Origin of the sequence: Nitrospirillum guaranorum (assembly GCF_034653275.1) — a bacterium.
Classification (GTDB): domain Bacteria; phylum Pseudomonadota; class Alphaproteobacteria; order Azospirillales; family Azospirillaceae; genus Nitrospirillum.
On record NZ_JAYEES010000001.1, the window covers coordinates 1,492,343 to 1,515,505 of the forward strand.

At 67.1% G+C, this 23,163-nt stretch carries 16 protein-coding genes; 12 read left to right on the top strand and 4 right to left on the bottom strand.

Annotation, left to right across the window (positions count from 1 at the left end):
- Positions 1–121: 121 nt before the first annotated feature.
- Together UAJ10_RS05890 and UAJ10_RS05895 are read right to left on the bottom strand one after the other, a co-directional pair.
- Positions 122–442, bottom strand: coding sequence for a DoxX family protein (locus UAJ10_RS05890; protein WP_322914421.1), 321 nt, complete (start codon positions 440–442; stop codon positions 122–124).
- Between the two features lies 1 nt (position 443).
- Positions 444–824, bottom strand: coding sequence for a DUF4267 domain-containing protein (locus UAJ10_RS05895; RefSeq protein ID WP_322914422.1), 381 nt, complete (start codon positions 822–824; stop codon positions 444–446).
- A 96-nt stretch (positions 825–920) separates the two neighbouring features.
- Between UAJ10_RS05895 and UAJ10_RS05900 the strand changes: the two genes are divergently transcribed.
- Both UAJ10_RS05900 and UAJ10_RS05905 read left to right on the top strand, forming a co-directional pair.
- A complete protein-coding gene (locus UAJ10_RS05900) occupies positions 921–1,490 on the top strand; it encodes a TetR/AcrR family transcriptional regulator (protein WP_322914423.1) in 570 nt (189 codons plus the stop codon).
- 235 nt (positions 1,491–1,725) lie between these two features.
- Entirely contained in the window at positions 1,726–3,198 is a 1,473-nt protein-coding gene (locus UAJ10_RS05905) for an AMP-binding protein (protein ID WP_322914424.1), read from the top strand.
- A 5-nt stretch (positions 3,199–3,203) separates the two neighbouring features.
- On the opposite strand, the gene UAJ10_RS05910 is transcribed toward UAJ10_RS05905, so the two are convergent.
- Complete coding sequence (locus tag UAJ10_RS05910; RefSeq protein WP_322914425.1) at positions 3,204–3,884, bottom strand: TetR/AcrR family transcriptional regulator; 681 nt, start codon at positions 3,882–3,884, stop codon at positions 3,204–3,206.
- A gap of 210 nt (positions 3,885–4,094) precedes the next feature.
- Here UAJ10_RS05910 and UAJ10_RS05915 point away from each other — a divergent pair, with 210 nt between their 5' ends.
- The 10 genes from UAJ10_RS05915 to UAJ10_RS05960 all read left to right on the top strand — a co-directional run bounded on the left by UAJ10_RS05915 (position 4,095) and on the right by UAJ10_RS05960 (position 21,501).
- Entirely contained in the window at positions 4,095–6,722 is a 2,628-nt protein-coding gene (locus UAJ10_RS05915) for a TonB-dependent receptor plug domain-containing protein (RefSeq protein ID WP_322914426.1), read from the top strand.
- Positions 6,723–6,816: 94 nt separating this feature from the next.
- Positions 6,817–8,157, top strand: coding sequence for a spinster family MFS transporter (locus tag UAJ10_RS05920; RefSeq protein ID WP_322914427.1), 1,341 nt, complete (start codon positions 6,817–6,819; stop codon positions 8,155–8,157).
- Complete coding sequence (locus UAJ10_RS05925; protein ID WP_322914428.1) at positions 8,157–9,794, top strand: carboxylesterase/lipase family protein; 1,638 nt, start codon at positions 8,157–8,159, stop codon at positions 9,792–9,794. Before UAJ10_RS05920 ends, UAJ10_RS05925 begins: the two co-directional genes overlap by 1 nt.
- Positions 9,795–9,822: 28 nt before the next feature.
- The gene (locus UAJ10_RS05930; RefSeq protein ID WP_322914429.1) at positions 9,823–10,692 is read left to right on the top strand and encodes an SDR family NAD(P)-dependent oxidoreductase; all 870 of its coding nucleotides are present in this window, start codon (positions 9,823–9,825) and stop codon (positions 10,690–10,692) included.
- A 166-nt stretch (positions 10,693–10,858) separates the two neighbouring features.
- Positions 10,859–11,809 carry a helix-turn-helix transcriptional regulator gene (locus UAJ10_RS05935; protein ID WP_322914430.1) on the top strand — a complete coding sequence of 317 codons (951 nt, stop codon included), beginning with the start codon at positions 10,859–10,861 and terminating at the stop codon, positions 11,807–11,809.
- A gap of 525 nt (positions 11,810–12,334) precedes the next feature.
- A complete protein-coding gene (locus UAJ10_RS05940) occupies positions 12,335–18,547 on the top strand; it encodes a HAMP domain-containing protein (protein ID WP_322914431.1) in 6,213 nt (2,070 codons plus the stop codon).
- 14 nt (positions 18,548–18,561) lie between these two features.
- Positions 18,562–20,472, top strand: a complete 1,911-nt coding sequence (locus tag UAJ10_RS05945) for a response regulator (protein WP_322914432.1) — start codon at positions 18,562–18,564, stop codon at positions 20,470–20,472.
- A gap of 90 nt (positions 20,473–20,562) precedes the next feature.
- Complete coding sequence (locus UAJ10_RS05950) at positions 20,563–20,928, top strand: hypothetical protein (RefSeq protein ID WP_322914433.1); 366 nt, start codon at positions 20,563–20,565, stop codon at positions 20,926–20,928.
- A 4-nt stretch (positions 20,929–20,932) separates the two neighbouring features.
- Entirely contained in the window at positions 20,933–21,199 is a 267-nt protein-coding gene (locus UAJ10_RS05955) for a DUF5985 family protein (protein ID WP_322914434.1), read from the top strand.
- A complete protein-coding gene (locus UAJ10_RS05960) occupies positions 21,199–21,501 on the top strand; it encodes a DUF5985 family protein (RefSeq protein ID WP_322914435.1) in 303 nt (100 codons plus the stop codon). Before UAJ10_RS05955 ends, UAJ10_RS05960 begins: the two co-directional genes overlap by 1 nt.
- 25 nt (positions 21,502–21,526) lie before the next feature.
- Here the strand turns inward: UAJ10_RS05960 and UAJ10_RS05965 are convergent, their stop codons facing one another.
- Positions 21,527–22,879, bottom strand: a complete 1,353-nt coding sequence (locus UAJ10_RS05965; protein WP_322914436.1) for an amino acid permease — start codon at positions 22,877–22,879, stop codon at positions 21,527–21,529.
- Positions 22,880–23,163: the final 284 nt, after the last annotated feature.

The window sequence follows — 23,163 nt, forward strand, 5'->3', positions numbered from 1 at the left end:
CGCGACTGGGGAAATTTGAAAAGAGTTACATCCCTTAAGGCATCAAGCCGCGCCTGCCGCGGCAAGCGGAATGACGGCCTGAGGCTGGCGGCCGGGAAGCCGCTGGAGGGCCCCTCCGGGGTCAGAACGAGTGTTCTGCCACGGCGAGCAAGACGGCGAACAGGCCGAGGGGCGCGAGGTGGGAGAACTCACGGCGCCGCACAACCGTGAGACTCGCCGACGCGATGACAATCGCCCCCAGGATGAGGCCCGCCGAGCGGCCGGCCGGTAACGCGATCAGAAGCGCGACCAAAATCTCCAGGGCGCCGGTCACGCGGCACCACCACCCCGGAAATCCCCAGCGGACGAAACTCATGCGCACGCCGGCCGTGCCGATGGCGTTGAACACCCCTGCGCCAAGGAAGGCGGCGGCGAGGAACCAGATCGGGAGCATGGGCGGCATTTCAGGCCCCTTCCCCGAGCAGCGGGACCGCGGCCAGGACCATCAGCGCCGCCGTGACGCCATGGATGCCCAGTGCCCGCCCGGTCGAGCCTTTCGCCGCGAGGATGAGCGACATGTCGCCCAGCGGGATCATCGCTTCGACCAGCAAGGCGACGCCGACCATACGCGGCCCGCCCCAAACCATCAGGGCGAGAACCACCAATCCAGAGGCGATGTCGCGCACCCCCTTGAGGCGCAGCCACCAGGTGATGTTCACGCCCTCCTCAGGCAGCGGCAGGCCGAAACTCGGGGTCGCGGACCTTGGGCTGAAAAGATACAGGACGCCGATGACCATGATTCCGAAAGCCGCCAGCAGCGCCACCGAGATTGAGAACCCGTGCATGTTAACCTCCATTTTTCTGATCGTTATATATTCTAGCATTGCTAACTTGTCAAGCCACGCTATAAATTCTGGAGACCATGACGAAGGAGGCGGCGCGTGGGTATCGCGGAGAGAAAGGGCCGGGAGCGGGCCGAGCGCGAACAGCGCATCACGGCGGCGGCACGCCTGATCGCGGAAAACGAAGGATGGAGCGCAGTCACGATCCGGCGCCTGGCGGATGAGATCGAATACAGCCAGCCCGTCCTCTACGCGCACTTCGAGAACAGGGACGCCATCGTGGCGGCAGTCGCCGTCGAGGGGTTTGGCGAACTGGCGGCGGCGCTCCGCCAGGCCGCGCATGAATCGATCGATCATCAAGGCGCGCTTGAGAGCGTCGCCATGGCCTATCTGGCCTTCGCGCGCGCGCACCCAGCCCTATACGAGGCGATGTTCACCATGGCGACCGGCCTGCGCTTCGCGGAAGCGGATACCCGACCCGAGTTGAAGGATGCCTTCGCGGCGCTGGCCGCGGCTGTCGGGCCCGCGAGGACCGATGTCGAGGTCGCGACCGAGACGTTCTGGGCGGCGCTCCATGGGTTGGCGGATCTGGAGCGTTCCGGCCGGATCAGACAGGGCGCACGGGCCGAGCGCGTCAGGCTTGTCGTCAATTGCCTGGTCGGGCCGTGAACATCGCCCCTTTCCCGCACGGCCCGCCTGTTGTCGCGTTGAACCACGGCGGTCGCGTCAGGGGCTGGATTAGGGTGCGGGTTACGGCCCGATATATAATTTTCATTTAGCAGTAAGTGAATGAACTTGACCCGCCGGCGCCCGCGCGGTAGGTGGTTCTCATTCCCAACCCCATTCGAGCGCATCAAAGACGAGGAGGGGTTGGGGAAAGGGCTTCCCAAGAGGCGTTGTCGCTATGTCGAACGATGGTATTGCACTCAGTTCCATTCTGACCCACCACGCGCGCTGGTCGCCCGGCAGGGCGGCGCTGGTCATTGAAGGCGTCTCCATTCCCTATGACGAACTGGATGCGCGCTCGAACGCGCGCGCGCGCCTGCTGGCGGCGCGGGGCGTGGGCCCCGGCGACTTCGTCACGGTGGCGCTGCCCAATGGCCTCGACTTCTACGAGACCACCTTCGCGATCTGGAAACTGGGCGCCATCCCCAACATCGTGTCGGCCAAGCTTCCACGGTTGGAAATGGATGCGATCCTCGACATCGTCCGCCCCCGGCTGATCGTCGGCCATTTGCCCCAGGCCGGGAGCCCGGTGCTGCCCCCTGACCAAGCGGCGGCGCTGGGCCAATATTCGGCTGATCCGTTGCCGGAGGTGGTTTCACCCCATTGGAAGGCGATGACCAGCGGCGGGTCCACCGGGCGCCCCAAGGTGATCGTGGATGCGATGCCGGCACGCTGGAAACCGGAAGAAGGCTTTCTATGCCAACATCCCGGCGACACCATCCTGAACCCCGGGCCGCTCTACCATAATGCCCCCTTCCACTGCATTTTCACTGGCCTGTTCGTCGGCGGTACCATCGTCGAGATGGGGCGGTTCGACGCGCTGCGTGCGCTGGAGCTTATTGAGGCCCACGGCGTGACCTGGGTGACCATGGTACCCACCATGATGCACCGCATCTGGCGCCTGGGCCCGGAAACCCTGTCGCGCTTCACCCTGCCCAGCCTGCGCATGATGCTGCACATGGCCGCCCCCTGCGCCGGCTGGCTGAAAGAGGCGTGGATCGGCTGGCTGGGCAGCGAGCGGGTCTGGGAATTTTACGGCACGACCGAGGGCATCGGATCGACCATGATCTCCGGCACGGACTGGCTGGCGCATCGCGGTTCGGTCGGCCAGGTGCGCGAGGGATATGAGCTTGCCATCCTGGATGCCGACGGGCACCGCCGCCGTCCGGGCGAGGTGGGCGAAATCTATTTCCGGCCACAAGGCGGCCCCGGGTCGACCTACCATTATCTGGGCAGTCCCTCCCGGCGCATCGGTGATTGGGAGTCGACCGGCGACCTTGGGTCCGTGGACCAGGACGGCTATCTTTACCTGTCCGACCGCCGCAACGACCTGATCATCTCCGGCGGTGCCAACATCTATCCGGCGGAGGTTGAGGCGGCATTGGACGCGCATCCGGCGGTGCGGACCAGCGCGGTGGTCGGGCTGCCCGACGAGGACTGGGGCGCCCGCGTCCACGCCATCGTCCAACCGGTCGAGGGCGCGGCGCTGAACCACGCGGACCTTCTGGAATTCGTGGCCGAGCGGCTGGCGCGCTTCAAGCTGCCCAAGAGCATCGAGTTCACCAGCGAACCCTTGCGGGATGAGGCAGGGAAGGTGCGCCGGGCCGCCCTTCGCGACGCCCGGCTGGGGGAAACGCCCTCCCCGTCTTGACCAGCCTACTTCGCGCGCTTGTACAGGGCCTCGAAGCCGCCCGCCATGAAGGTCACGAAGCGATGACGGGCAGCCTCGAAATCCTCGGACGTGCACAAATTGTCCGACAGGCGGTCGATACGGCCGGTGCGTGACAGGATCAGCGTGTAGGCGCCGGAGGTGAACTGGAAACTCCAGAAGAGATCTTCCGGCGTGGCGTCGGGCAAGGCCTTCTGCAGAAGGCTGATGAGCCGTAGCGCCAGGGGGTCGAAATAGGTGTCCATCAACTCCGCGCCATAGCCCGGCGCATTGTTCACCTGCGCGAAGATCCGTCCGAAGTGGCGCCAGCCGTCGCCCCCGCTGATGTAGATGTCGAACGCCCCTTCATAATAGGCGCGCAGTATCCCCTCGACGGTGGGGTGGTCCCCAGCCGCCGCCTCATAAGCGTCCAGCGCCGCGGTGCGGGTGGTGACCGCATATTGCACGCGGCGTTCAAAGACGGCGTCGAACAAGGCCTTCTTGCCATCGAAGTAATAGTGAATCAGCGCCGGATGGATGCCCATCCTGTCGGCGACATCCTTGATCGTCACCCCGAAGTACCCGAGTTGGGCGAACAGGTCCTCGCTGGTATCGAGGATTAACTTCACGGTCGCGGCCCGCTGCTCCGCCCGCGTGCGGCGGCCCGTAGGCTTCGGCTCTGCTGCCATATTCTCCGGCCTTCCTGATTGGACGCGTCGGGAAAAGACGCCATCCACCCCTTCATTCGGCAGGGACGATGGGGTGCCCGCCCTGTCTGGTCAAGCGGTGACGTGATCCGCCAAACTTTTTCATTTACCACTAAATGAATGAACTTGACGGCCCACGGGCCATCAGATATCGCTTTGAGAAACCTATAATTAAATAAGGGAGGGGAACGCATGCCTGGGACCTGGAAACCCGCGAGGCGCGCCGCGCTGACCAGCACATCACTCTTTACCGTCATGCTTTTCGCGGCCGGCCCAGCATGGGCCCAGACGTCGGCGGAGACGGCCGCGACGTCGGGCGGCGAGTTGGAAGAGATCATCGTCACCGGGTCCAGAATTCGCGGCGTCCCGCCCGTGGGCTCGAACCTGATCAGCGTCTCGAACGACGACATCAAGACCATCGGCGCCACGACGACGGCGGACCTGCTGGCCACCGTGCCGCAGTTGAACAGCTTCAACACCGCCCCGCGCGCCAGCAGCGCCGGGTTCGGCACCTTCGCGCCAGGCCTGCGCGGCCTGCCCTCCAGCGCCACGCTGACGCTGATGAACGGCCACCGGCTGGCCAGCGCCGCAGCGAACGACACAGGCCCCGACTACCCCAACATCCCCAGCCTGGCGCTGGAACGGGTGGAGGTCGTCCCGGACGGCGCGTCATCGGTCTACGGGTCGGACGCCATCGCTGGCGTGGTCAACTTCATCACCCGCCAGCATTACTCGGGCGCGGAGGCCGATATCCGCTACGGCATGTCCGATGGATATCACTCGGTATCGGCCAGCGGGGTGATCGGGCGGACCTGGGCCACCGGCTCCTTCCTGGCTGCCTACGAGTTCATGCGGAACACCAACATCACCGGCGGTGAACGGGACTATCGTGTCCAGGACTTCCGGCCGTCCGGCGGTGTCGACACGCGGTCGTACAACTGCCCTTCCGCCAACGTGGTGATCCCGCAGACCGGTGCGCTGACCTACGCGGCGCCCAACTTCGCGCCGGGTACGATCAATTACTGCGACAACAACGCGGCGGTCGACCTGGTTCCCCGATCACGCCTGCACAGCGGCTTCCTGACCGGCCGGCAGGAACTGGGCGAGCGTGTCACCGTGTGGGCCGACCTGCTGTATTCGGACCGCAAGGACATCATCCAGGCGGCCCCGCCGGTCGAAACGCTGACCATCACCCGGGCGAACCCATTTTTCGTGCAACCGCCCGGCACCGGGGCGACGGTGGAAACCGTGCTGTTCCGTACCGACAACCTCTTCGGCGCCGACCATCTGAACAACACCGACAACACCCGGGTCGGCAATGCGTCGGTGGGCGTTGACGTGCAGCTGCCCGCCGACCTGAATTTGAGCGTCTACGGCACCTTCGACTGGGCGACGAACGACGCCTTCATCCCCGGCGTCAACCCCGTGGCCCTCGCGGTCGCGGCGGCGGGAACGACGACAGCCACGGCCCTGGACCCGTTCGGCCAGCGCACCGCCCCCGCCGTCGCCGCCGCCATCACCACCTACCCCACCAGCGTCACCGTCAAGCAGGGCACCAACCTGGGCGCCATCAAGCTGGACGGCCCGCTGTTCGACCTGCCGGGCGGGCCGCTGAAATTCGCCACGGGCGCGGAGTTCCGGAACGAGACTTTCACCCAGCGGGGCTTCGTCGGCGCCGCCCCGGTGCCGGAGGATCTGGACCGGGACATTTATTCCGCCTTTGGCGAAATCTTCGCGCCCATCGTGGGTGCCGGCAACGAGGCGCCGCTGTTGCACCGCCTGTCGCTGTCGGTGTCCGGCCGCTACGACCACTACAGCGACTTCGGATCGACCAGCAACCCCAAGGTCGGCATCAACTGGGACCCGGTGGAGGATTTGACGATCCGCGGATCATACGGCAAGTCCTTCCGGGCGCCGGGCATGCGCCAGGTGGGCGCCACCGTCGGCGCCTACTATCTCGATGCCGCCAGCGCAGCCGTCCTGGCCCGCGACCCGTCGCGAGGGGCGGCGCAGGTCAACACGGTCTATCTGCTGGGCGGCAACCGCGACCTGCAGCCAGAGACGGCACGCACCTATTCCATCGGCGTGGACTGGCAGCCGCACTTCCTGCCGGACTTCCGTGCCAGCGCCACCTTCTACGACATCAAGTTCGACGGCGCGATCGGCACGCCGCCGTCGTCGCTGGTCTTCACCGACCCGACGTTCGCCTCCGTCGTCTACCGCAACCCAACCCCGGCGCAATTGGCCAAGCTGCTGGGCGTGGCGACACCGGTCAACCTGCCCACCCCCCTGCCACCCATCGGCAACCTGCTGGACGAGCGGCTGGGCAACTTCGGCATCCGCGCCACCAACGGCCTGGACTTCGACTTCGGCTATCACCGGGACGTGGGCTTCGGCACCGTGTTCGCGGGCCTGGCCGGTAACTACATCCTGAAGTTCGACACGCAGCTGTCGCCCGCCGCCCCGGTGTCGGACAGTCTGCGGCTGGGCCTGCCGCAGTGGACCTTTCGCGCCTCGCTGGGCGCCACCGTCGGCGCGATCAGCGTGGTCACCTTCGTCAATTACCAGGACGGCGTGACCAACAGCTTCGCCACCCCCACCGGCACCGGTGTGTACAGCGCCGACCCGTACACGACGGTCGATCTGCGCGTCACCTGGACCCTGCCTGACAGCGGCATGACCTCAAAGACCGAACTGGCCCTGCAGATCAACGACCTCTTGGACAAGCGGCCGCCCTACTTCCCCGCGACGGACGGCATCGGCAGCAACTACAATCCCATCGGCCGCTTCGTCGCCCTCAATATAAGAAAAGGCTTCTAGGCAGTGGGTCGCGCTCCTGACGTCGCCGCAGGCCGGCCCCGCGGCGACATCGCAGGGCGGCGTCGGGCATCGGCACCAGTCACAGGTATAAGACATGACCATCGTTTCCCCGGCGCCAAAGCCGGTGTCGACTTCGCCCCTGGGCACGGCGCCGCCGCCCGATGCCCGCGCCTGGTACGTGCTGGCGGCGCTGTGCTTCGTCTATGTGCTGAATTTCCTGGACCGGCAGTTGCTGTCCATCCTGGCCAAGCCCATCCAGGATGATCTGGGTGTCACCGACGGCCAACTGGGCCTGATCAGCGGGCTGTACTTCGCCCTGTTCTATTGCTTCATCTCCATCCCCGTGGCCTGGCTGGCCGACCGCGGCAACCGGGTGCGGGTACTGTCCATCGCCTGCGCCCTGTGGAGTGCGGCCACGGTGGCCTGCGGCCTTTCCGCCACGTATCCGCAGCTGGTCATCGCCCGCATGACGGTGGGCGTGGGCGAAGCCGGCGGGGTACCGCCCTCCTATGCCATCATCACCGATTATTTCCCACCCGGGCGACGGGGGGCCGCCCTGGGCCTGTTCAACCTGGGCCCGCCGCTGGGCCAGGCGTTGGGCGTGGCCTTCGGCGCCTCCATCGCCGCCGCCTACAGCTGGCGCCGCGCCTTCCTGGTGCTGGGTATGTTCGGTGTCGCCGCGGCGCTGATCGTCTGGACGACCATCCGGGAGCCCAAGCGCGGCGGTCTGGATGCAGTGCCGGCCGGCGCCCACCCGACCGAGCCCGCCCCGGCCAAGGCCGGATTCCTTGAGACCGTCGCCATGTTCTTCCGGCGGCCGGCCCTGCTGCTGATGGCATTGGCCTGCGGGGCGACGCAGTTCGTCACCTATGCCGTCATGAATTTCACCGTCCTGTTCCTGATGCGGGAAAAGGGCATGAGCCTGCAGCAGGTGGCGCTGTACTACGCCCTGCTGATCGGCATCGGCATTTCCATCGGCATGTACGTCTCGGGCCGGCTGATCGACCGGTTCACCCGCCGATCCAAGCAGGCCTACGCCCTGGTGCCGGCGCTGGGCCTGGCGGGCGCCGTGCCCTTCTTCGTGGGCTTCGTCTGGGCGCCGGGTTGGCCGTTGGCGCTGCTGCTGCTGGTCGGCCCGACCATCCTCAACTACTTCTTCCTCTCCCCCGCCGTCACCCTGGTGCAGGAGGAGGTACGGCCCAACCAGCGCGTCCTTTCCGGCGCCCTGCTGCTGCTGGTCATGAACCTGATCGGCCTGGGTTTCGGCCCCACCTACCTGGGCGCCGCCAGCGATCACTTCCGGGCCGTCCATCCCGGCAATTCCCTGCAACTCGCCTTCTACACCCTTGTCCCCTTCTATTTCCTGGCCATCGCGCTGTTCCTGGCGCTGGCGCGGGTGCTGAAGGGGGAAGCCAACCGGACCGGAGGTCACTGATGCGTCTTTTCCTACGCCTGGGCGTTTGCGCCGCGGCCGCCTTGTTATCCTTCGGCGCCATGGCCGAGGACAATCCCACGGTGCGGGCGCCGGCCGGAACCGTGGCGGGCCGTAGCGACGGCGACCTGAACGTCTTCAAGGGCATTCCCTACGCCAAGCCTCCGGTGGGCCCGCTACGCTGGAAGGCGCCGGAAGCGCTGCCGTCGTGGACGGGCGTGCGCGACGCCGGGGCGCCGGGCCTGGCCTGCGTGCAACCCAGGGCGGCCAGCACCACCATCTACACCAACCCGCCCCCGGCGATGGGCGAGGATTGCCTGACGCTGAACATCACGGCGCCGAAGCGGGCGAGGAACGCCCCCGTCCTGGTCTGGATCCATGGCGGCACGCTGCTCAACGGCTATGGCTTCAACGAGATGTATGACGGCGCCGCCCTGGCCCGGCGCGGGGTCATTGTCGTGTCCATCAATTACCGGCTGAGCGTCCTGGGCTATATGGCCCATCCCGGCTTGAGCGCGGAAAATCCCGACGGCGTTTCCGGCAACTATGGCCTGCTGGACCAGATCGCCGCCCTGCGCTGGATCCGCGACAACATCGCCGCCTTCGGCGGTGACCCGGCCAATGTCACGGTGTCGGGCGAGTCCGCCGGCGCGCTGTCGGTCATGTACCTGATGGCGTCGCCCAAGGCGAAGGGCCTGTTCGCCAAGGCGGTGGTGGAAAGCGGCTACATGATCTCCATGCCCGAGTTGAAGCAACCCAACCACGGCGAGTTCGCGGCGGAGGCCATCGGATCCTACATCGCCGGCCAGGTGGGGGCGGCAGATGTGGCGGCGCTGCGCGCCATGGACGCGGAAACGCTGGTGCAGGCGGCGGCCAAGGTCAACTACTTCCCTCTGGGCACGGTGGATGGCAAGGTGCTGACCGGGCAGCTGGTCGATGTGTTCGACAAGGGGGAGCAGGCGCCCGTCCCCATCCTGGCCGGGTTCAACAGCGGGGAGATCCGGTCCCTGCCTTGGCTGATCGCCCCGCCGCCGGCCGACGCCAAGGCCTATGAGGCGATGATCCGCGAACGCTACGGCGACCTGGCCGATGAATTCCTGCGGCTCTATCCCGCCAGCGGCAAGCTGGAGGAGGCCGAGTTGGCGGCCACCCGCGACGCGCTGTACGGCTGGACGGCGGAGCGGCTGGTGCGGGACCAGACCAAGCTGGGACAACAGGGCTATCTCTACCTGTTCGACCATGGCTATCCGACCATGGACGACAAGGGGCTGCACAGCTTCCACGCCTCGGAAATCCCCTATGTCTTCGGTACCATGGCGCACACCCCATCCTATTGGCCCAAGGCGCCGGACAGTCCGGTCGAGCGCCGCCTGACCGCCGCCATGAGTGACTATTGGGCCAGCTTCGCCCGCGATGGGAAGCCGGTGGCGGCGGGCCTGCCCGCCTGGCCGGTCTTCGGCACGGATGAGGGCTACATGGCGTTCACCGACACGGCGCAACCGGGGCGCAAGGTGATGCAGGGCATGTACGCGTTGCACGAGGCCACCGTGTGCCGCCGGCGGGCGGCGGGCAACCTGCCCTGGAACTGGAACACGGGCATCGTGTCGCCCGTGCTGCCCCCGCATGCGGAGGGTTGCTGACATGCCGTTGACGGGACGTGTCGCGATCGTGACCGGGGCAGGCGCCGGCCTGGGCCGGCAGCATGCCCTGTTCCTGGCCCGCCAGGGCGCCAAGGTCGTCGTCAATGACTTGAGCGTCGACGCGGCGGACGCCGTGGCGGCGGAGATCACGGCGACCGGCGGTGACGCCCTGGCGCTGGCCGCGTCGGTGACGGACGAAGCGGCGATAGCCACCCTGGCGACGCGCACCATGAATGCGTGGGGCCGCATCGACATCCTGGTCAACAACGCCGGCATCCTGCGTGACAAGAGCTTCGCCAAGATGACCCTGGACGATTTCCGCCTGGTGGTGGACGTCCACCTGATAGGGGCCGTCATCTGCACCAAGGCGGTGTGGGAGATCATGCGGGCGCAGCGCCACGGCCGCATCGTCATGACCACCTCATCCTCGGGTCTCTACGGCAATTTCGGCCAGGCCAACTATGGCGCCGCCAAGATGGCGCTGGTGGGTCTGATGCAGACGCTGGCCATCGAGGGGGAGAAGCATGGCATCCGCGTCAACTGCCTGGCGCCGACCGCCGCGACGGCCATGACGCACGGCGTCATGGCCGAGGCCAGCCTGGCGCGGCTGGACCCCGCCTTGGTCAGCCCTGGGCTGCTGGCCCTGGTGGGCGATGACGCCCCCACCCGCGCCATCCTGTGCGCCGGCGCCGGCCACTTCGCCCGCGCGCACATCACCTTGACCATCGGCCGCCACATCGGCGACGGCGACGGCGCGGCGGAGGCCGTGGTGTCCCATTGGGACGCCCTGTCCGACCGCGCCGGCGACCTCGTTCCCGCCCACGCCTTCATCCAATCCGAACGCGAACTGGCCAGCGCCGGAATGGCGGCCCCCGGCAGCGACAGCGCGGTGAGGTGAGACCGCGCCCCGGCCGCCCCGTATGGTGGCCGCGAGAGGGAGCGCCATCGCCCACCGCGCTCCATCGGGTTAAATTCGATAATATTTCTAGACCCTTGGCTGCTACCCTGCCACCGTTCCGAACCGTAATTGGACCGGTGCCCATCCTGCCGAGGGGAAATTGGAGATGCAGCCGCCCGCCCTGTCCGCGTCCTCCGCCTCCAACGCCCGCAACGTGGCGGAAGCGAATTTCATTTCCGCGACCATCCTGCACTCGCAACTGACGGATGAGGGCGAACGGCTGAGCGTCCGGCGCACCACCTGTGGCGCGCTGCCGGATGTGGAAATGGCTTACGGCGGCATCGACGCCCATCTGGCGCGGCTTTACCTGCAGCCCACCCCCGCCTGCACCATGCGGCAGGGCCGGCGCATGCTGCAGCTGGCGCCCCGGGCGCCCATGGAATGCTCCTTCCGCGACATGCGCGACCCCTGCGTCTGGCGCATCGTCCACCCCGTGGACATCATCAGTTTCGAGCTGCCGCGCGGCGCCATGAACCATTGGGCCCAGGACGCGGGGCTGCGCGGCTTCCACGGGCTGGAATACGAATCCGGCCTGACGATGATCGACGACGTCATCACCCATTTCGGCCTGGCGCTGATGGCGCCGCTGGCCACGCCCGGCCGGGCCCCGGCCCTGTTCGTCGACTATATCCTGAACGCCTTCTGCACCTATCTGGTGCGCATCATGGGCCGGGAGCTGCCCGACGGCTGGCGCAGGGGCGGCCTGGCCCTGTGGCAGGAACGCCGGGCGAAGGAGATGATGGAGGCGGACCTGCGATCGCCGGTGACATTGAAGCAGCTGGCGGACGCCTGCGGCCTGTCGGCGGCGCACTTCGCCCGCGCCTTCCGCCAATCGGTGGGGGAACCGCCGCACCGCTGGCTTACCCGTCGGCGGGTGGAATTGGCCAAAGCACTGCTGACGGCGGGCGAATTGCCCCTGGCCGACATCGCCCTGCGCTGCGGCTTCTCCGACCAGAGCCACTTCACCCAGGTCTTTTCCCGCCTGTGCGGGCAGTCCCCGGGCGTCTGGCGCCGCGCCCATCAGCGGAACGTCGTGCCCGGCCGCCGCCTGGGATAAAGGGCCCAGCCGGGCCGCGCTGAGCACCATGGCGACACGGCGCCGGATGGCGCGGGAGCCCTTTGAACAGGGGCCGGGACGCCGCGCGCCCGGATCTGCGGCGTCCGCCATGACGTCGCCGAACCCCCGAAGGCGTACTCAAAACAGATATATATTCCCGCATTACCCCACTTACCTAAGTTATAGGGCGGCATAGACGGACAGAAGCTGTATCGAACTCTTGGGAACTGCTAGACCATATGAATAGAACGACATGCCAAACCACACCCGTGAACTATCCGTACTTGTGAAATCAGCCCAATAGGGGTGCTCCGGTCGGCGACTCCACGGCAGGAACGGATGCGGCGCTCCCTCAGGGAAGAACAGGGCCCCGGCCACCCCCGGGGCCGAGCGTCATCAATCCGTGGCCCAGCCGGGCCCACGCCGGGAGGCTTCCTTGCAGCTCCAGCACGACACCGCTGACGCCGTCCCCGTCTCGACCGTGGCGTTGGACAGCCCTCCCCCGGCGGGGCGGAGCTGTACCAGTTGCTGGAGGCCTTGCAGGCGGTGAGGGTCGGTGACTTCTCCGTCCGCATGTCCGGCAACCATGGCGGCGTCCTGGGCAAGATCGCCGACACCTTCAACGAGATCGTCGCCGCCAATGAACGGATGGCGCAGCAGCTGGAACGGGTGGGCCAGGTGGTGGGGCGCGAGGGAAAGACGCGCCAGCGCGTGAAGTTCAACCTGTCCAACGGCTCATGGGGCGATATGGAGGGGTCGGTCAATTCGCTGATCGACGACCTGCTGTGGCCGACGACGGAAGTGACCCGCGCCATCACGGCCGTGGCGCGCGGCGACCTGCTGCAGACGGTGCCGCTGGATGTCGACGGCCGGCCGCTGCAGGGCGAGTTCCTGCGCTCCGCCACCATCGTCAACACCATGATCAAGCAGTTGAACGTCTTCACCTCGGAAGTGACACGCGTGGCGCGCGAGGTCGGCACCGACGGCAAGCTGGGCGGCCAGGCCCAGGTGCGTGAGGTGACGGGCGTGTGGAAGGACCTGACGGAGTCCGTGAACTCCATGGCGTCCAACCTGACGGCCCAGGTGCGCAACATCGCCGAAGTGACCATCGCCGTGGCCAACGGCGACCTGTCCAAGAAGATCACCGTCGACGTGCGCGGTGAGATTCTGCAGCTGAAGGAAGCCATCAACACCATGGTGGACCAGCTGCGGTCCTTCGCGTCGGAAGTGACGCGCGTGGCGCGCGAGGTCGGCACCGACGGCAAGCTGGGCGGACAGGCCATCGTGCCCGGCGTCGCCGGCACCTGGAAGGACCTGACGGACTCGGTCAACGCCATGTGCGGCAACCTGACCGACCAGGTGCGCAACATCGCCCAGGTGACGACGGCGGTGGCGCGCGGCGACCTGTCGCGCAAGATCACCGTGGACGTGCGCGGCGAAATCCTGGAGCTGAAGAACACCATCAACACCATGGTGGACCAGCTGAACGCCTTCGCCGGCGAGGTGACCCGCGTGGCCCGCGAGGTCGGCACCGAGGGCAAGCTGGGCGGACAGGCGGTGGTGCCAGGCGTGGGCGGCACCTGGAAGGACCTGACCGACAACGTGAACTTCATGGCCGGCAACCTGACGGCCCAGGTGCGCAACATCGCGGAGGTGTCCACCGCCATCGCCAACGGCGACCTGTCCAAGAAGATCACCGTGAACGTCAGCGGTGAAATCCTGCAGCTGAAGGAAACCATCAACACGATGGTGGACCAGCTGAACGCCTTCGCCGGCGAGGTGACCCGCGTGGCGCGCGAGGTCGGCACCGAGGGCAAGCTGGGCGGACAGGCCATGGTGCGCGGCGTGGCCGGCACGTGGAAGGACCTGACCGACAGCGTGAACTCCATGGCCGGCAACCTGACCGACCAGGTGCGCAACATCGCCGAGGTCGCCACCGCCGTGGCCAACGGCGACCTGTCGCGCAAGATCACCGTGGACGTGAAAGGCGAGATCCTTCAGCTGAAGGAAACGCTGAACACCATGGTGGACCAGCTAAACGCCTTCGCCGCCGAGGTGACCCGCGTGGCGCGCGAGGTCGGCACCGAAGGCAAGCTGGGCGGACAGGCGCAGGTGCCCGGCGTCGCCGGCACCTGGAAGGACCTGACCGACAACGTCAACTCCATGGCCGGCAACCTGACCGGCCAGGTGCGCAACATCGCCGAGGTCGCCACCGCCGTGGCCCAGGGCGACCTGTCCAAGAAGATCACCGTGAACGTCAGCGGTGAAATCCTGCAGCTGAAGGAAACCATCAACACGATGGTGGACCAGCTTAACGCCTTCGCCGCCGAGGTGACGCGCGTGGCGCGCGAGGTCGGCACCGACGGCAAGCTGGGCGGACAGGCCCAGGTGCCTGGCGTCGCCGGCACCTGGAAGGACCTGACCGACAGCGTCAACTCCATGGCCGGCAACCTGACCGGCCAGGTGCGCAACATCGCCGAGGTCGCCACCGCCATCGCCAACGGCGACCTGTCGCGCAAGATCACCGTGGACGTGCGCGGCGAGATCCTTCAGCTGAAGGAAACGCTGAACACCATGGTGGACCAGTTGAACCGCTTCGCCGGCGAGGTGACGCGCGTGGCCCGCGAGGTCGGCACCGAAGGGCGCCTGGGCGGCCAGGCCCAGGTGCCCGGCGTCGCCGGCACCTGGAAGGATTTGACCGACAGCGTCAATTTCATGGCCTCCAACCTCACCGACCAGGTGCGCAACATCGCCGAGGTGACCACGGCGGTGGCGCGCGGCGACCTGTCGCGCAAGATCACCGTGGACGTGAAGGGCGAAATCCTGGAGCTGAAGAACACCATCAACACCATGGTGGACCAGCTGAACGCCTTCGCCGCCGAGGTGACGCGCGTGGCGCGCGAGGTGGGCACCGAGGGCAAGCTGGGCGGACAGGCCCAGGTGTCCGGCGTCGCCGGCACCTGGAAGGATTTGACCGACAGCGTGAACTTCATGGCCGGCAACCTGACGGCCCAGGTGCGCAACATCGCCGAGGTGGCCACCGCCATCGCCAACGGCGACCTGTCCAAGAAGATCACCGTGGACGTGCGCGGCGAGATCCTGCTGCTGAAGGAAACGTTGAACACGATGGTGGAGCAGTTGCGCTCCTTCGCGGCGGAGGTGACGCGCGTGGCCCGCGAGGTCGGCACCGAGGGGCGCCTGGGCGGCCAGGCGGTGGTGCCCGGAGTGGGCGGCACCTGGAAGGACCTGACCGACAACGTCAACCTGCTGGCCGCCAACCTGACCACCCAGGTGCGCAACATCGCGGAGGTGACCACGGCCGTGGCGCGCGGCGACCTGTCGCGCAAGATCACCGTGGACGTGAAGGGCGAAATCCTGGAGCTGAAAAACACCATCAACACGATGGTGGACCAGCTGAACGCCTTCGCCGGCGAGGTGACCCGCGTGGCCCGCGAGGTCGGCACCGAAGGCAAGCTGGGCGGCCAGGCCCAGGTGCCCGGCGTCGCCGGCACCTGGAAGGACCTGACCGACACCGTGAACGTCATGGCCGCCAACCTGACGGAACAGGTGCGCGGCATCGTGAAGGTGGTGACCGCCGTCGCCAACGGCGACCTGAAGCAGAACCTGGCGGTGAAGTCCAAGGGCGAGGTGGCGGCCCTGGCCGAAACCATCAACAACATGACCAACACCCTGGCCACCTTCGCCGACCAGGTGACGACCGTGGCGCGCGAGGTGGGCGTGGAAGGGCGCCTGGGTGGCCAGGCCAACGTGCCGGGCGCGGCGGGCACCTGGAAGGACCTGACCGGCAACGTCAACCTGCTGGCCGCCAACCTGACGACCCAGGTGCGCGCCATCGCCGAGGTGGCGACCGCCGTGACCAAGGGCGACCTGACCCGGTCGATCCAGGTGGACGCTCGCGGCGAGGTGGCGGAGCTGAAAGACAACATCAACACGATGATCGACAACTTGCGGCTGACCACCGACCGCAACACGGAACAGGACTGGCTGAAGACCAACCTGGCCCGCTTCACCAACATGCTGCAGGGCCAGCGCGACCTATCGACCGTGGGCCGCATGCTGCTGACCGAGCTGACGCCCCTGGTCGGCGCCCACCAGGGCGTGATCTACCAGATGGATGAGGAGGGCCCGCGCAGCCTGAAGCTGGTCTCCGGCTATGCCGACGACGCCACCCACGGCCACCCGCAGCGCCTGCAGATCGGCGAGGGGTTGATCGGCCAATGCGCCGCCGACAAGCGCCGCATCCTGATCACGGAGATGCCGGCCAACGTCGTGCCCATCTCCTCCGGCCTGTTCAAGGCCATCCCGCAAAGCGTCGTCGTCCTGCCCGTGCAGTTCGAAGGCCAGGTGAAGGCGGTCATCGAACTGGCGTCCATGACGGCGTTCACCGGCCTGCAGATGACCTTCCTGGAACAGTTGACCGCCAGCATCGGCATCGTGCTGAACAGCATCGAGGCGACGATGCAGACGGAAGGCCTGCTGAAGCAATCGCAACAGCTGGCCGCCGAACTGCAGGCCCAGCAGGGCGAGCTGCAGCAGACCAATGAACAGCTGGAACAGAAGGCGCAGCAGCTGGCCGAGCGCAATGTCGAGGTGGAGCGCAAGAACCAGGAGATCGAACAGGCCCGCCGCGCGCTGGAGGAAAAGGCGACGGAACTGTCCCTGACCTCGAAATACAAGTCCGAGTTCCTGGCCAACATGAGCCACGAGCTGCGCACGCCGCTGAACTCCATCCTCATCCTGGGCCAGCAGCTGAGCGAGAACCCCGACGGCAACCTGACGCCCAAGCAGGTGGAATTCTCCCGCACCATCCATGGCGCCGGCACCGACCTGCTGAACCTGATCAGCGACATCCTGGACCTGTCGAAGATCGAGTCCGGCACCGTCTCGGTGGAGGCGGAGGAGATCTTCTTCAGCAACCTGCTGGACACCGTGGCGCGGCCCTTCCGGCACGAGGCGGAAAACCGCCGCCTGGCCTTCGACGTGCAGCTGGACCCGACGCTGGGCCGGACGCTCACTACCGACAGCAAGCGTCTGCAGCAGGTGCTAAAGAATTTGCTGTCCAACGCCTTCAAGTTCACGGAGACGGGCGGCGTGCGTCTCACCGTCTCGGCGCCGGCCAACGGCTGGTCGTCGGACCATCCCATCCTGAAGCAGTCGCCCAAGGTGGTGGCCTTCGAGGTCAGCGACACCGGCATCGGCATTCCCGCCGAGAAGCAGAAGATCATCTTCGAGGCCTTCCAGCAGGCCGACGCCAGCACCAGCCGCAAGTACGGCGGCACCGGCCTGGGCCTGGCCATCAGCCGCGAGCTGGCCAACCTGCTGGGCGGTGAAATCCACCTGCGCAGCACGCCCGGCACCGGCAGCACCTTCACCCTCTACATCCCGGCCACCTATCTGGCCCCCGTCCATACCGCCCGCACCGTGGTCGCCAACGACCATCGCCCGGCCCTGGTGCCGGCCGACGCCAACTGGCGCCATGCCGCCGGCCTGCCGGAGCGGGCGCTGGAGCAGGTGGTGGATGACCGGCTGGACATCCACCCCGGCGACGCCGTCCTGCTGATCGTCGAGGATGACCCGCACTACAGCCGGGTGATGGTCGACCTGGCCCGCGACAAGGGGTTCAAGGTGCTGGTGGCCATGCGCGGCATCGACGCCCTGGACCTGGCGCGCCAGTACCAGCCGACAGCGGTGTCGCTGGACGTGTTCCTGCCTGACATGCTGGGCTGGACGGTGCTGAGCCAGCTGAAGCACAACCCCGCCACCCGCCACATCCCGGTGCAGATCATCACCCTGGATGAGGACCGGCAGCACGGGCTGGCGCGGGGCGCCTTCTCCTTCATGTCCAAGCCGACCTCGCCGGAGGTGCTGGACAGCGCGCTGGACCGGATCAAGGAATACGCCCAGCCGCGGCGCAAGCGCCTGCTGGTGGTGGAGGACAACGCCGCCGAGCTGATGAGCATCACCGAGCTGCTGGGCCACGACGACATCGAGGTGCTGGCCGCGGGAACCGGGGCGGAGGCGCTGCGGACCCTGCGCGAGAAGCCGTGCGACTGCGTCGTCCTGGACCTGCGGCTGCCCGACATGACTGGGTTCGAGGTGCTGGAGGTCATCAGCGCCGACAGCAACCTGTGCGACGTGCCGGTGATCGTCTTCACAGGGCGCGAGCTGTCGGCGGAAGAAGACGCCAAGCTGCACGCCATGGCGCGCAGCATCGTGGTCAAGGGCGTGGAATCGCCGGAGCGGCTGCTGGACGAGACGTCGCTGTTCCTGCACCGGGTGGTGGCCGACCTGCCGGCGGACAAGCGCCGCATGCTGGAACGGCTGCACGGCTCGGACGAGGATCTGGTGGGCAGCACCGTGCTGCTGGTGGACGACGACGCCCGCAACATCTTCGCCCTGTCCAGCGTGCTGGAGCGCCGGGGCATGCGCGTGCTGGCGGCCACCACGGGACGGGAGGCCATCACCCTGATCGAGCAGACGCCCGACATCGCCATCGTGCTGATGGACATCATGATGCCGGAGATGGACGGGTACCAGACCATGGGCGTCATCCGCGCCAACCCGGCCTTCCGTCGGCTGCCCATCGTCGCCTTGACGGCCAAGGCGATGAAGGGCGATCGTGAGAAATGCCTGGAAGCGGGCGCCTCTGATTACCTGGCCAAACCGGTCAACACCGAGCAATTGCTGTCGGCGTTGCGCATGTGGCTGCATCGCTGAGGGGACGCTTCACCATGGACGCCACGCCCAAGGCCAACATACTCCTGGTGGATGACCAGCCGGCCAAGCTGCTGAGCTATGAGGTGATCCTGAGCGAACTGGGGGAGAACCTGATCAAGGCCGGCTCCGCCCGCGAGGCGCTGGAGCATCTGCTGCGGCAGGACATCGCCGTCATCCTGGTCGATGTCTGCATGCCGGACCTGGACGGATTCCAGCTGGCCGAGATGATCCGCAACCATCCCCGCTTCGAGAAGACCGCCATGATCTTCATCTCGGCGGTCATGATGTCGGATGTCGACCGGCTGCGCGGCTATGAGGCGGGGGCGGTCGACTACGTGCCCGTGCCGGTGGTGCCGGAGGTGCTGCGCGCCAAGGTCCGCGTCTTCGTCGAGTTGCACCGCAAGACCCGCCAGCTGGAGCAGCTGAACGCGGAGCTGGAGCGCCGTGTGGCGGAGCGCACTGCCGACCTGGAGCACACGGCCGCCCGCCTGCAACAGAGCGAGCGGCGGCGCAGCCTGGCCTTGGCCGCCGGCGGCATGGGGTCCTGGGACTGGAACGCCGATACCGATGAACTGATGTGGGACGACGCCCAGCACCGCATCTTCGGCACCGACCCCGCCCGCTTCGCCGTCACCGCCGCCAGCGCCTGGGCCCTGTTCCATCCCGAGGACCGGGAGGCGCAGATCCAGGCCATCCGCCAGGCCGCCACCACCGGCCAGCGCTATGGCGAGGAGTTCCGCATCATCCGGCCCGACGGCGCCATCCGCTGGTGCTTCGCGGCCGCCGCCGCCACCGGCGACACGGATGGCCGCTCCCGCCGGCTGAGCGGCGTCACCTTCGACATCACCGAGCGCAAGGACGCCGAGGCCCGGCAGATGATGCTGGCGCGCGAGGTCGACCATCGGGCCAAGAACGCCCTGGCCGTCGTCCAGTCGGTGCTGCGCCTGACGCGGGCGCCGTCCGTGCCTGAATTCGTGGAATTGGTCGAGGGTCGCATCGGCGCCATCGCCTGGGTGCACACGCTGCTGTCGAATTCCCGCTGGCAGGGCGCCGAACTGGTGCGGCTGGTACGGGAGGAGATGGCCCCCTATCAGTCCGGCGACACGCCGCGCGTGGTGTTCGACGGCCCGGACGTGATGCTGCTGCCCGCCACCGCCCAGTCCCTGGCGCTGAGCATCCATGAGCTGGCCACCAACGCCGCCAAATACGGATCCCTGTCCGTACCCACCGGCAGCGTCCGGCTGACGTGGCACAGCCGGGCGGACGTCCTGACCCTGACGTGGCGGGAAACCGGCGGCCCCTCGGCGACGGCGCCGCGGTCGCGCGGTTTCGGCATCCGCGCCATCACCGAGAGCGTGGAACGGCAACTGTCCGGCCGGGTCGAGATGAACTGGCTGCCCACCGGCCTGGTCTGCACCTTCAGCATTCCCATGAGCGAGGTGGGGAAGCTGGTGGTCGATGACGCCGCCCCCATCGCGACACCAGCGCCGGGGCCCGCCGCCCCGGCCAGCCACCTTCCCCCCGGGCTGCGGGTCATGGTGGTGGATGACGAGGCCATGGTGGCCATGATGATTGAGCAGGCGCTGGTGGATCTGGGCATGACGGTGGCCGGCCCCGTCGGCACCCTGCCCCAGGCCTTGGTGCTGGCCAAGGCCGGCGGCATCGATTGCGCCATCCTGGACGTCAACCTGCAGGGCGCGCCGATCTACCCGGTGGCCGATCTGCTGGCCGACGCGGGCGTGCCCTTCATCTTCCTCACCGGGTACGACAAGGTGACGATGGATGGCCGCTATCAGGGCGCGCCGGTGCTGCAGAAGCCAGTGCGGCTGTCCGACCTGGAACGCGCCCTGCTGACGCTCGTCGGCCCGGCCGCGTCACCCCCTATGCGTGTCTTCGCCACCGGGCAGGTCGCCAGTCTCGCCTGACATTTCCACCCCCATCATTGGAGGCTGACCCCGGGCCTGCGGCGACGCCGCGGGCGGCCACTGTCCACCGGGGACTAGACGGTAACGGCCATGCTCTCCGAACGGCACCTTCAGCTCTTGCGTCTCTCCATCCCCTCCGTCTGGGCGCTGGAGACCCTCTTGTTCCTGTACCGGGGACGTGACCGGGCGTGGACGGTGCCCGAACTGGTCCTGCACCTGCGCAGCAGCGCCGCCGCGATCGAGGGGGCGCTGGCGCCCCTGGCCCAAGCGGGCCTGGTTGTCGCCGAAGACGACGCCCACAGGTTCCAGCCGGCCGGGCCTCTCCTGGAAGCCTTCGTGCGCGATCTTGAAACCGCCTATGCCGAACAGCCGCTGTCCATCATCAAAGCCATCCTCTCGACCCCGAACTCGCGTATCAAGTCATTCGCCGACGCCTTCAAACTGAGCAAGGATTGAGGCCATGCCCATGCTCGCAGCGGCCGTTTACCTATTGTGTGGGGCCACCAGCTTCCTGTGCATGGTTCTCCTGATCCGCAAATACCTGCAGGATCGGTCGCGCCTGCTGCTGTGGAGCGCGCTTTGCTTCACCGGCCTGGCGATCAACAACTTCCTGCTGTTCCTGGATTTCGTCGTGCTGCCCGACACCGACCTGCGTCCGCTGCGCACCGTGACCGCCCTGGTTTCCGTCGGCATCCTTCTGGTCGGACTTATCTGGGAGACGGAGTGATGGCCGCGGGGGTGGAAGAGTCCGTCAAGATACTGAGCTACCTGTCCGGCGGCGTGACGCTGGGCTATTTCCTGGTCAGCCTTTTCTTCCTGCGGTTCTGGGTCCGGGTGCGGGACACGCTGTTCCTGGCTTTCGCCACCGCCTTCGGGCTGCTGGCCATCAACCAGGCGATCACCACCTTCGCCGATGTGGCGCAGGGGGAATACCTGTGGGCGTTCGGCCTGCGGCTGGTGGCCTTTTCGCTGATCATCGCCGCCATCATCGGCAAGAACGTGCGGCGACGGGGAAAAGCCCGACCCTGAGGGGACCGGGCTTCCCGCCCGGCGGTCATCCCCTCTTGGCCACCTGCCAGCCGATGACCATCGCCACCACCCAGGCGGGCGCGACGTAGACGGCCAGGCGGGTGTTGTCGTCAAACGCCAGCAGCACCAGAGTCAGCGCGAAGAAGGTCAGCGTCAGATACCCGGTCCACGGTGCGCCGGGCATGCGATAGGGCGAGGGCGCCACCCGGCCCGCCGCCACGGCGCGGCGATAGAACAGGTGGGAGATGATGATGATGGACCAGGTCCAGAGCTGAATCACCACCACCGTGCTCATCACATAGATGAAGGCCTGCTCGGGCGCCACGTAGTTCACCAGCACGCCGGCCAGCATGAAGACCACCGAAGCAACGATGCCGCGCGTAGGCACACGCTGATCACTGAGCGTGGCGAAATAGGCCGGCGCCTCTTTCGCGTTCGCCAGGGTATGCAGCATGCGGCCGCAGGAGAAGATGCCGCTGTTGCAGGCCGAGGCGGCGGCCGTCAGCACGACGAAATTGATCACACCCGCGGCGGCGGGGATGCCGAAATGGTCGAACACCGTGACGAAGGGGCTGAAATCCGGGGAGATCTGGTCCCACGGCACCAGCGACATGATCACCACGATGGCGCCGATGTAGAACACCAGGATGCGCAGCAAGGCGCCGTTGATGGCGCGCGGCAGGGTCTTGCCCGGATCCTCCGCCTCGCCCGCCGTCACGCCGATCAGCTCGATGCCGCCGAAGGCGAACAGGGCGGCGGGGAAGACCAGCAGGGTCGCCATGGTGCCGTTGGCGAAGACGCTGCCGTGGGTCCACAGGTTGGAGACGCTGGCGTGGGTGCCGAGGCCGCCGGCGTCGAAGCCCAACACCGCCACGCCGAAGATCAGCAGGGCGACGACCGCCAGCACCTTGATCAGGGCGAACCAGAACTCGAACTCGCCGAACACCTTGACGCTGCGCAGGTTGGCCGCCAGCAGCACGCCCAGCATGGCCAGAACCGGCACCCATTGCGGCAGGGTGGGGAACCAGTAACGGATATAGACGCCAACCGCCGTCAGTTCGGCGATACCGACCATCACCCACAGGAACCAGTAGGACCAGCCGGAGACGAAGCCGGCCCAGGGGCCCACGAATTCCTGGGCGTAGGTGGCGAAGGAACCCGCCACGGGGCGGTAGAGCAGCAGCTCCCCCAGCGCCCGCGCCATGAAGAACACCGCCATGCCGCCCAGCGCATAGGCCAGCAGCAGGCTGGGACCGGCCTTGTGGATGGCCTGCGCCGATCCTAGGAACAATCCCGACCCGATGGCGCCGCCCAGTGCGATCATCTGCACATGACGGTTCTTGAGGCCGCGAACCAGCCCTTCCGACACTTCGCTCACGCGGCACCGCCGGCGGCTTGATCACAAAACATTAAAATCCCTCTTCCGAAAATTCTTATGTTACTTGACCAAACCCTGGCGCCTGCCCGTTCCCAGGTAATTCAAGGCTTCCGCCAGCCAATCTTTACTTGGGCAGAAGGGTTCATATCATCTTTTCGGCGCGGTGGCTGCCCCAGATGCGCGCTGGATCGGCTGACCGCCGGCCAGGTGCCGTCCACCCTCGCCGCCCCCTTCCGGGATATCCGGCCTGGAATGCGGCGGCGGCGACAGCGGCACGCTGCGCG